The following is an 11,621-nucleotide window of genomic DNA, read 5'->3' on the forward strand; positions in this document are numbered from 1 at the left end:
GCTAACTCTCCTGCCATTTTTCGATTGTCATTTTTTCTAAATGATTCATTTTCAAAGCAACGAGCTCGTCCTTTAGCACTTGGATTTGCAGCTCTTTTGCTTGAATATGAATAATAAAATCTTCATGCATAAATGCTACCTGTTGTTCACTAATTTTCTGGATTGTAATATTCCCTCTTAACTGGATCGTTTGGAAGTTTTCAATTTCGATAAGAGGCAGTAGCTGAAAAAGCCGTTTCGACATACAAAAACCCCCTTCTCTATAGCATATGCAAAGAGAGCGGGGGTCATGTATTAGCGCTTCGATTTTGGTGGACCTAATATTTCGGCCATCATAATGGATTGTACTAATTCGTTTTGAGTTTGCGGGAAATTAAATGCACTTTTATCGGTTTGTTTCGCCTTTTTGGGTGCTTCTTTCATGCGAGACATGGCCGGCCGTGTAGATCTTGGGCTATCCGAATTTCTCGAACTATCCGCAACACGAACTCTTTCCTGAACAGGCACTACTTTTTCTTCTACAAATTCTTTTGCTGTTTTAACTTTTGGCTGTTCACCAAATTGTTTTTCAAGATCACTGAAAACTTTTTTCGCATAATCTTCTAAGCTACGCGAACGTTCTGCTCTCGCAGGCTCAGGCTTTCGTTGTTGCGTAGGTCTTTGCTGAGTAGTCTGCGGTTTTTGAACAGGGCGTTTTTTTGGCGCTTGTTTATCTTCAGTTTTTTTATCCTTGAAAATGGCACCAATAGCTAGTGAAATTAATAACAGGATGATTCCTTCCAATGGAAGTGCCTCCCTCCTATAGGTTGACGTTTACTTATTGATTGTCATTAGTGTGATCAGGTGAATCTTTATTAATCTTACTTATTGAATCACGCATACTTGTATCAGCTTGCACATTTTGATAGTTCATGTAATCCATAACACCGAAGTTACCTGTACGAAGTGCTTCTGCCATAGCTAACGGAACTTCAGCTTCAGCTTCTACTACTTTCGCTTTCATCTCTTGTACTCTGGCAACCATTTCTTGTTCGTTTGCTACAGCCATTGCACGACGTTCTTCAGCTTTCGCTTGTGCAATATTTTTGTCCGCTTGCGCTTGCTCAATTTGTAATTCTGCACCAATGTTTTTACCGATATCAACGTCCGCGATATCGATCGATAAGATTTCAAACGCCGTACCTGAATCTAATCCTTTAGATAAGACAGTTTGGGAAATCATATCAGGGTTTTCTAGTACATCGGTATGACTTTTAGAGCTACCAATTGTACTAACAATACCTTCACCTACACGAGCAACAACTGTTTCTTCACCCGCACCACCGACAAGACGTTCAATATTCGCGCGTACTGTAATACGTGCTTTCGCTTTTACTTCAATCCCGTTCATTGCAACACCAGCAATAAATGGTGTTTCAATTACTTTTGGGTTAACCGACATTTGAACAGCCTCTAATACGTCACGACCTGCAAGATCGATTGCTGCACAGCGTTCAAATGTTAATTCGATATTAGCACGGTGAGCCGCGATTAACGCGTTTACAACACGGTCTACGTTACCACCTGCAAGGTAATGACTTTCTAATTGATTAATCGTCACAGGTAAACCTGCTTTATGTGCTTTAATTAACGGATTGACGATACGCGATGGAATTACTCGACGTAAACGCATACCAATCAATGTGAAGATACTTACTTTTACACCGGCTGCTAATGCGGATATCCACAGTGCAACAGGAACGAAAGTAAATAATATGGCTAAAATTATAAATACGACAACAATTCCGATTATTACCGAAATCGATCCAGCTGTTAATGCTGCCATTTAATACATCCTCCTTAGATTTAGAGTACCTCTCTTACAACGATACGAGGTCCCTCAACTTTAATAATGTTGACTTTCTTTTGTGCATCGATGTAACCGCCTTCAGAGACGACATCAATTCTTTCTCCCTCAAGCATAATTGCACCTGAAGGTCTTAGAGGTGTTGAAGTAACAGCTTCTCTGCCAATAAGCTCTACGCGGTTAACATTTGATACATAACCCTGCTCTGTATCTGTTGCGTCTTTCAACACCATCTTGTTTAGCATCGTCATCTTTTTACCGAAGAATTTCATTAGAATCACCATTCCTATAACTGCTACTAATAGAGCCGCTAGTATCGAATAAGCCATATGGGCCACATTAGCACCAGCTAATAATAGACTTAAAATTACCGCGCCAAAACCCAAAAAGCCAATAATACCACCAGGTAAGAAAAATTCCGCCACTATTAGTATAATGCCGACAATTAATAATACGATGGATTCATATCCAGCAAATCCAGCAACTAAATGGCCGAAGAAAAATAAAATAATGGCTACTATACTCATAGCCCCTGGTACACCAAAACCTGGTGAGTATAACTCTAATACTAATCCTAAACTAGCAATTGATAAAAGTATAGGGACAATAACTGGGTTTGTGATAAATCTAGCTAATTGCTCAGCAAAAGATACATCAATTTCTACAATTTCTGCTCCGTCTAAACCCGTTCTCACTAGTAGTTCTTGCAACGAAGAGACAGTTCCTTCAGAATAATTAACTTTTAACGCTTCACTTGCTGTCAGCGTTAATAATTTCCCTTCTGCCGCTCTAAATTCTGGTAATGCAAAAGATACATCAGCCATAGCTAGAGCATATTTAGGTTCTCGATTAGATGTTTCTGCCGCTGCTTGCATTTGTGCTAACCATGCACTATTCGCTTTTTGATCTGCCATATTCCCAGCAGAATCAATAACTGCCGCTGCTCCTATTGTACCGTTAGGAACCATATAAATTTCATCGGCATGCAATGCTAGAAATGCACCCGCTGAGTGAGCATCTTTATTTATAAAAGCAATTGTTCGGAGTGGTGTTTCATCCATTAGCTTCGCAATATCTCCCGCTGCATTAACAAATCCACCTGGTGTATGAATCTCCAAAACAACTGCCTTGGCACCGCTTTCATCTGCTTCTTTAAACGCTCTTTGCAAAAATGCATGTAAACCTTTCTCTACTTCTTTTTCCACCGGCACATGGTACACTTCGCTTTTCGCAAAAACTGGCGTAAGTGGTAAAAGTAATATGAAGAACATGAGCATCGTAAATAACAGTCGGATCTTTTTAAATTGCTGCAACTTTTCCCCTCCCTTCTACTATGTATCATGCCATACTTAATTTACGGTTATACAGCATAAAAGTTTCAAAATTACTGCAAATAAAAATCCGCCCTCAAATGGAAGACGGATTTTACTTCTTTTATAACGCGCGCTTTGAATTTCGGATCGCTTGAACAGACAATCTCACAAGTAATACAGCACTTAAAAATAACCCTAAATAAGATACCGTATTCAAATAAACAGCATAAGCTGTATCGATGAACTGCGAAATCGCTAAAAGTGCTACAGAAATAACCCCAAACGTAATACCAACCATTAATAAAATAAAAAGCGAGAACCATTGTGATATAAATAACGTATTCTCTTTATTAGAGAACATATCCAGCTTAACCTTCATTTGGCCCTTCTCTAGCCTCGTTGTAATATGATCTAACTTTCTTGGCAGCTGGTTGAGCATAGGTAATAACATGATAAGCTCTTGTTGTAAATGTTCTTTTAGTTCTGTCCCGCTCGAAATGGACACAAATGCCCTTTTATTTTTAGCTGTAAAATGTTTTGCCTCTGAAAATAAATCGAAAGTAGAATCTACACCATTTAGCGTGCCTTCTAATGTGATTAATGCGCGCAAAGCCACACCTACCATAGGATAGAGCTTCAATTCATAATGCTGGATAACGGTAAATAGCGTCTGCACAAGCTCCTCAGTTGATATTTTATCTAAATACTGCAATTGAATTAACAATTGGCTTAAAGCTTGCAATAATCCTTCTTCATCCATTCCATCAGGATTTTCTATTAACGTTTTCAGACCTTCTAATACAATACCCGGATCATTACGCTCAATACCAATAAACAGTGTTCTCAAGCCCTTTTGCTGTATCGGACCAAGTCTACCGACTGCTCCAAAATCCAAAAATGCAGCCGTACCATTGTTTAGTACATAAATATTACCTGGATGCGGGTCCGCATGAAAGACACCAGCTACTAACATTTGCTCTAAAAAGCTATCATAAATGGAACTAAGTAAATCATACTTTTTCACTTTTGTACTTTCTAAAACTTTTTGGTATTCATAAATGCTGACACCATGCATGTATTCTAAAACTAATACATATTCATTGCTGTACTGCTTATAAACATGGGGAATTTTAACATTATTTTTACTTTTAGAAAGCGAATTAGAAACTTGCTCCATATTGCGTTCTTCCATCTCAAAATTAATTTCCTCTAGTAAACTATTAGCAAAGCCTTTCGCAAGCTGATGGAAGCCTAAATTTTCCGCCCATGTTGATTCTTCTACAAGCCAACTTGAAAAATGCAGTAAAATATCTAAATCCTTATGCATAATAGATCTGATATCTGTTCGCAATATTTTGACAACAACCTCTTTGCCATTTTCCTGTAAAACAGCCTTATGTACTTGACCGATAGAACCTGAAGCAATCGGCTGCTTGTTAAAACTACGGAATACTTGTGAAATCGGCATGGCTAAATCTTGTTCCAACCTCTTCTCTACTTGTTCAGTAGTCATCGGTTTGACATGTTGTTGAAGCTTGGATAATTCCTCGATGAAAACAGTAGGAAAAATATCTTTACGCGCAGATAAAACTTGCCCGAATTTAATGAAGATACCACCGCATTCTTCCAACATATTACGAAGTGCAATGGCTAAATAACGATCATTTTCATAAGTACGTTTATACTTCAACGCCTTACCAATGCCGTGTTTAAAGGCGATTTGAAACACTTCCACTAGCCTTTTTTGCCGATGAAAACGACTGCGAAATCTTGTGACAATATTTTTTTGTCCAGTCAACCGTTCACCTTTAGCACCTAGCTGAATGGGGTCAAATAGCTCTAATATTAAATAAAATAACATGGCGATTAAAAGCATACTGCCAATCCATACAAGCGTACTAACATTTGTCACCGCTTGCACCATGTCTTCGTTTTTATAATCGGTATGTCGTAAATAAGAATACCAATAGACAAAAGTTGTAAAAACCACACTAAGAGTGGCAGAAAGTACTCTTTTGAGAAAATTTAGTTTCGTGCCTATTAAACGACCACTAACTACATAAATGACGAAGCCTACTGCAATAAATTGTAAAGCCATCCATATATAATGCATCACCATCACCTACGCATTCTATTAATTACCTTCTCTCTATTTCTATTAAAACATAGATCGCCAAACGAACGCTCGTCAGAAGCAATATACAAATATAGCACAAAAATAAACCGAGAAATCACAAGGATTTCTCGGTTTAGGTTATTTGCAATTTTAATCAATCATGATGGTGCGTGTTTTTAACGTAGGGATTGTCTAGGAAATAAAATTAATACTTACGTTTACGTGCAGCTTCTGATTTCTTTTTGCGTTTTACGCTAGGTTTTTCATAAAATTCGCGTTTTCTAACCTCTTGAATTGTACCACTTTTAGAAACAGTACGTTTGAAGCGGCGAAGAGCATCTTCAAGCGATTCGTTTTTTCTAACGACAGTTTTTGACATCTCTTTTTCCCTCCCTCCGAACACACATCGAATACGAACATTACCACAAAAAATATGTTAATGCTGTGTACTAAAAAATTATACCTTATTGATACAAATTGGTCAATACTCATGCTTGAATTAATATTCAGATTCTGATTTTAATCCATTCATAATGTTCACGCCAGAGCTTGCACCGATTCTAGTAGCTCCTGCTTCAACCATAGCTTCAAGATCTTCCAAACTACGAACACCGCCTGAAGCCTTTACGCCCATATCTGGCCCAACAGTTTTACGCATTAACGCAATATCTGTTGGTGTTGCTCCACCAGTTGAAAAGCCAGTAGACGTTTTCACAAAATCAGCGCCTGCTTCTTGTGATAATTTGCAAGCTATTACTTTTTCTTCATCTGTAAGTAAGCATGCTTCTATAATTACTTTCACTAAAGTACCATTCGCTGCATCAACAACGGCTTGAATATCTGCTTTAACAACATCAAGCTGACCTAATTTTAGTGCACCAATATTAATAACCATATCGATTTCACTAGCACCATTTGCAATAGCATCTTTTGTTTCAAATGCTTTCGTTGTACTAGTTGACGCACCTAATGGGAAACCAATAACTGTACAAACGACTGATTCAGCACCTTCAAGATGTTTTGCAGATTCTGCTACCCAAACAGGATTTACACATACAGAAGCAAAGTTATATTTTCTGGCTTCTTGGCATAATACTGCAATTTGTTCTTTTGTCGCTTCGGGTTTCAGTAATGTATGATCGATTAATAATGCATAGTTTTTAGTCATAAATAATAACTCCTTTAGTTACATAGTTGTACGTACAACTTCATCTTAACATGGTTATAGTTTCCTTTCCAACTTTAAGCAAAAACAAAGATAGTTACCTCGAGGAAACTATCTTTGCTAGTATGTCTTTACTTTTTATGACGTTTCGAGATAGTGTTAGTTCCGATATTAGATGTCAACTTATATGATAGGATATCATTTCTTTACAATAAAAACAGGTGTGTTGATAAGGGAAATATTAGGGTATTATTTATCGTTAAAATGTTTTTTATGTTCAATACTAACGTATGTTACTACATTTTTTAATTGATTATAGCGGAGGGTGCACGACTCCTGCGGGAAATGTAAGAGAACCGATACCCTGCACTTAGCGAAGGAAACGGCTCGGTGCTTGCCCGCGGAAAGCGAGCATCCCGTAGCGGAAATCAACCTACCACTTTAATAGTGCTGGTTGAAATTAGTTAATCAACTCGCCTGCTATAAAAATAGCAGCGTCTGTAGCTAATAATATCGCTGCTGATAAAGCGATGCCTGATGCTCTACCAGTGATTAATGCTATTTTTTTCTACACGTTTCGTGAAAAATTCCTCCTGTACTAAGCGATAAATTGAGTGCGTTGTACTGACAAAAGTACATCATACACTTATTCCTCATCAATCAAATTTCTTAATACTATAACATCGATAGATAAAATAATATGCACAGATACAGCTTATTTTAATCATTTATTCTTATTATTTTGCGTACGCAACAAATTGTGAGAAACCATTAATGGCTGTAATCTAAATTTACCTAAATTAAAACCCCACCAATCGACTTTAAAATCGATTTTGGTGAGGTTTATAATAAAAAGTTGTTTGAATATCGTTTAATTTGCCAGTACTTCGTCTATTACACGTACAAATTGCCCTTCAGAATGCGGATAGCCAGCTTTAGTAACTTTCACTTTTACTAGTTTACCAATCATCTCTTCATCGCCTTCGAAGATGACTTTCAAGTAGTTGTCCGAATAGCCGGCGTAAAGCCCTGCTTCGGCACCCTCTTTAATACGTTCTTCTGGAATCACTTCTAATACTTCAGTTTCGAACTGACAAGCATAATCTCTTGCAAGTTGGTCATTTAGTGTTAATAAACGGTGTACGCGTTCATTTTTCACTTCTTCATCGACTTGGTCTTCCATACGAGCTGCTGGTGTCCCTGTACGTTTAGAGTATGGGAATACATGCAGTTCAGCAAATTTGTGGTGATTGATGAAGTTATATGTTTCCATAAATTCTTCTTCTGTTTCACCTGGGAAACCAACGATAACGTCAGAAGTAACAGCTAAATGTGGTAATACCTCACGTAAGCGGTCTAAGCGCTCACCGAAGAATTCCATCGTGTATTTACGACGCATACGTTTAAGTACAGTGTCAGAACCAGATTGGATGGGGATATGTAAGTGATTTACGACGATGTTAGAATCGCGAAGTACCTCGATCACTTCATCCGATAATTGACTCGCTTCAATCGAACTAATACGTAGACGTTTTAAGCCTTTTACTTTGGCTTCTAAGTCACGTAATAATTGTGCTAGATTATAATCTTTTAAGTCTTGACCATAACCACCTGTGTGGATTCCTGTTAAGACAATTTCTAAATAACCGGCATCAACAAGTTGCTGAGCTTGTAGAATCACTTCTTGTGGATCACGAGAGCGCATTAGACCACGTGCCCACGGGATAATACAAAAAGTACAGAAGTTATTACAGCCTTCTTGGATTTTCAATGAAGCACGCGTACGGTCAGTAAAATACGGTACGTCAAGCTCTTCATAAATCCTATTTTTCATAATGTTACGTACAGCATTAATTGGTTGACGTTCATTCTTGTATTGCTCAATATAACCAATCATTTTTGTACGGTCTTGTGTACCGACGACAATATCCACACCGGGAATTGCCATAATTTCTGCTGGAGAAGTTTGAGCATAACATCCTGTTACGCAAATAACGGCATCAGGATTTTGTCTAATAGCACGGCGAATAACTTGGCGACTTTTTTTATCTCCTGTATTCGTTACCGTACAAGTGTTAACTACATAGACATCTGCCTGATGGTCAAATTCTTTGCGTTCATAACCTTCATCTTTAAACAGTTGCCAAATTGCCTCTGTTTCATAGTGATTCACTTTACATCCTAATGTATGAAAAGCCACTGAAGACAAGGCTCGTCACCTCTTTCATTCAAATTCATAAGAAATTGCGGATAGTACATAAAACGGTGCTGTTTCAGCTCGTAAAATTCTCGGTCCTAAAGAAATGCATTGACACCCTAATCCTTGTAAAGCAGTAGCCTCTTTTCGAGAAATACCACCTTCAGGACCAAATATGACAAGGATTGACTTATAATCATACACCTTTTTCAATTGGTCAGCAAACCGCGTACGTTCAAGTTGTTTGGCATCCTCTTCATCAGCTAAGAAAACGGCATCATATTCCGATACTTTTTTTAGCAAATGTGAGAAGCTTACAAGCTCTTCAATTGTTGGAATATGCGTACGATGCGATTGCTCCGCCGCTTCCTTTGCAATTTTCTGTAAGCGCTCCTGCTTCTTCTTACCTTTTTTTCCATCCCATTTGACGATTGAACGTTCAGCTTCATAAGGAAGTAATGCATACATTCCTAACTCTGTTGACTTTTGGACGATTAAATCAAGCTTGTCGCCCTTTGGCAAACCACAAGCAATCGTTACTTGAATTGGTAGTTCAGGAGAAGGGAGTATCTTTTCTGTCTTTTCTACATGAACCCCTTGCTCAGTTAAGTCCGCAATTCGACAGATTGTTGCCACGCCTTTATGCACGACAATAATTTCTTCGCCTATACGCATACGCATCACTTTTGAAATATGGTGTGCATCTTCACCACTGATAATAGCTAATTGATTATCGAAAGATTCATTTATAAAATATCGTTGCATAGTAACACTCCATCAATTTACTGATTTTCGTGAAATAATTGCTACCCAATCTTCCATCATCATCACTTCTTCAATCGTAAAGCCAGCTTTTTCTAAAGATGCTTTTACATCTTCCTTCTTCGCTTCAATAATTCCTGAAGTAATGAATAGGCCACCTGGTTTTACAATCGTGTAAGCATCATCTGTAAAAGTCATAATCACTTCAGCTAAAATATTGGCAACAACAATGTCTGCAGGTTCCTTAACAGTATCTAATAGATTGCCTTGCATAACATCGATATGGTCTTCAACTTTATTTAGCTGGACGTTTTCGACAGCCGAGCGTACAGCTACTTCGTCTAAGTCAAGTGCATGGACATGCTTTGCACCGAGCATTGCAGCTCCGATTGCTAAAACACCTGAACCCGTACCAACATCAACTACTGTATTCGTTTCCTGCACTGTTTTTTCTAATGCTTGTAAACATAAAACAGTTGTAGGGTGAGTACCTGTACCAAAGGCCATACCTGGATCAAGTTCAATAATAAGCTCATCGCTGTTTACTGGCTCATACTCTTCCCAAGTCGGGACAATTGTGAAACGGTTAGAAATTTTCACAGGATGATAATATTTTTTCCAGGCAGTTGCCCAATCTTCCTCGTTAACTTCACTTATTGTCACTTTGTTGTGTCCAATATTAATGTCATAGTTAACAAGATTATTGATTGCAAGTTTAATCTCTTCAATGGTTTCACCTAAGAAGCTTGTTACAGATAAGTAAGCTTTAACAATGACTCCGTCTTTAGGGAAATCGCTTGGATTTAAATCATAAATTTCGCCAAATTGATCTGCACGTTCTTTCGCATAGTCTTTCGAATCTTCTATCACAACACCGCTTGCTCCAGCTTCGTGCAGAATATTTGAAATTGCTTCAACCGCTTCAGTAGTTGTGTGGATGGATAGTTCCGACCATTTCACTTGCAATCAACTCCCTTATTCACCTTTAAATTTGTTTTTAATCTTATCGAATAATGTGCTACCTTGCTCTTCCGGGATATCTCCTGAAATGCTAGCAAATTCGCGCAAAATTTGTTTTTGTTTTTCGGTTAGTTTTTTCGGTGTTACAACACGTACGATGACATGTTGATCCCCCATACCGTAACCATGTACGTTTTTGATACCTTTTCCTTTAAGTCGGAATTTATCTCCAGATTGAGTTCCTGCTGGAATTTTCATTTTCACTTTACCATGAACAGTTGGCACTTCAATTTCATCACCAAGTGCTGCTTGTGGGAAAGTAATTGGTAAATCCAAATAAATATCGTCGCCATCACGTTCGAATTGTTCAGATTCACGAACATGGAAAACGATGTAAAGATCGCCCGCTGGACCACCATTCGTGCCTGCTTCACCTTGACCGCTCACACGTAGTTGTTGACCATCATCTACACCTGCTGGAATAGTGATTTTGATTTTTTTACGTTTTTTAGTCGTTCCAACACCATGACAAGTTGAACATTTATCTTTAATAATTTGGCCCGTACCTTTACAAGAACCACAAGTACGACGGTTAACCATTTGACCAAATGGTGTATTCACAGTTTCATTTACTTGACCTTGGCCATTACAGTGAGAACATGTGTCTTTAGATGTCCCAGGTTTTGCACCAGAGCCATGACAAGTTTCACATGTTTCATCACGAGGAATTTCAATTTCAGTTTCTTTACCGAATACCGCTTCCTCGAAGTTAATATTCATGCGATATTGCAAATCGTCACCTTTTGTCGGTGCGTTTGGATCACGACGACGACCGCCACCGCCTCCTCCACCAAAGAAGGAACTAAAAATGTCTTCGAAGCCGAAGCCATCTCCACCACCGAAGCCTCCTCCGCCAAATCCTTGATTTGGATCTTGGTGACCGTATTGGTCATAGCGTGCTTTTTTCTGTTCATCGCTTAATACTTCATAAGCTTCAGCAAGTTCTTTGAATTTCTCTTCTGCTCCCGCTTCTTTGTTTAAGTCAGGATGATATTGTTTTGATAATTTACGATAAGCTTTTTTTATTTCCTCTTTTGAAGCGGATTTTGTTAATCCTAACACTTCATAGTAATCACGTTTATTCATTTCCACTCTCACGCTCCGTTCACATAAAATACATTGTAACATGGAAAAAACAAATGGCAAAAAACATGGAAAAAAGCCAAAGCCCGAGAGCGGTCTTTGGCTTTTCCCAAAACAAC

At 38.2% G+C, this 11,621-nt stretch carries 11 protein-coding genes; all 11 read right to left on the reverse strand.

Features of this window, described 5'->3' with window-relative positions; all coding sequences use genetic code 11:
• Position 1: 1 nt before the first annotated feature.
• Positions 2-244 carry a hypothetical protein gene (locus JFL43_RS00275; RefSeq protein WP_100794294.1) on the reverse strand — a complete coding sequence of 81 codons (243 nt, stop codon included), beginning with the start codon at positions 242-244 and terminating at the stop codon, positions 2-4.
• Between the two features lie 50 nt (positions 245-294).
• Complete coding sequence (locus tag JFL43_RS00280) at positions 295-783, reverse strand: hypothetical protein (RefSeq protein ID WP_100794295.1); 489 nt, start codon at positions 781-783, stop codon at positions 295-297.
• A gap of 34 nt (positions 784-817) precedes the next feature.
• Positions 818-1,825 carry a flotillin-like protein FloA gene (gene floA, locus JFL43_RS00285; RefSeq protein ID WP_200747473.1) on the reverse strand — a complete coding sequence of 336 codons (1,008 nt, stop codon included), beginning with the start codon at positions 1,823-1,825 and terminating at the stop codon, positions 818-820.
• A gap of 20 nt (positions 1,826-1,845) precedes the next feature.
• Entirely contained in the window at positions 1,846-3,123 is a 1,278-nt protein-coding gene (locus tag JFL43_RS00290) for an NfeD family protein (protein ID WP_407701926.1), read from the reverse strand.
• A 157-nt stretch (positions 3,124-3,280) separates the two neighbouring features.
• Positions 3,281-5,272: an ABC1 kinase family protein gene (locus tag JFL43_RS00295; RefSeq protein WP_200747474.1), complete on the reverse strand. Its 1,992-nt coding sequence runs from the start codon at positions 5,270-5,272 to the stop codon at positions 3,281-3,283.
• Between the two features lie 208 nt (positions 5,273-5,480).
• The gene (gene rpsU, locus JFL43_RS00300) at positions 5,481-5,654 is read right to left on the reverse strand and encodes a 30S ribosomal protein S21 (RefSeq protein ID WP_097148319.1); all 174 of its coding nucleotides are present in this window, start codon (positions 5,652-5,654) and stop codon (positions 5,481-5,483) included.
• Between the two features lie 120 nt (positions 5,655-5,774).
• Positions 5,775-6,443: a deoxyribose-phosphate aldolase gene (gene deoC / locus JFL43_RS00305; protein ID WP_200747475.1), complete on the reverse strand. Its 669-nt coding sequence runs from the start codon at positions 6,441-6,443 to the stop codon at positions 5,775-5,777.
• A gap of 868 nt (positions 6,444-7,311) precedes the next feature.
• Complete coding sequence (gene mtaB, locus JFL43_RS00310; protein WP_200747476.1) at positions 7,312-8,649, reverse strand: tRNA (N(6)-L-threonylcarbamoyladenosine(37)-C(2))-methylthiotransferase MtaB; 1,338 nt, start codon at positions 8,647-8,649, stop codon at positions 7,312-7,314.
• A gap of 15 nt (positions 8,650-8,664) precedes the next feature.
• Positions 8,665-9,402 carry a 16S rRNA (uracil(1498)-N(3))-methyltransferase gene (locus tag JFL43_RS00315; RefSeq protein WP_200747477.1) on the reverse strand — a complete coding sequence of 246 codons (738 nt, stop codon included), beginning with the start codon at positions 9,400-9,402 and terminating at the stop codon, positions 8,665-8,667.
• Positions 9,403-9,414: 12 nt separating this feature from the next.
• Positions 9,415-10,359, reverse strand: coding sequence for a 50S ribosomal protein L11 methyltransferase (prmA, locus tag JFL43_RS00320; protein ID WP_100794303.1), 945 nt, complete (start codon positions 10,357-10,359; stop codon positions 9,415-9,417).
• 15 nt (positions 10,360-10,374) lie between these two features.
• On the reverse strand, positions 10,375-11,505 hold the full coding sequence (gene dnaJ / locus JFL43_RS00325; RefSeq protein ID WP_200747671.1) for a molecular chaperone DnaJ: 1,131 nt from the start codon (positions 11,503-11,505) through the stop codon (positions 10,375-10,377).
• Positions 11,506-11,621 lie beyond the last annotated feature (116 nt).

The sequence above is a fragment of the Viridibacillus soli genome (assembly GCF_016612995.1).
Classification (GTDB): Bacteria; Bacillota; Bacilli; order Bacillales_A; family Planococcaceae; genus Viridibacillus; species Viridibacillus soli.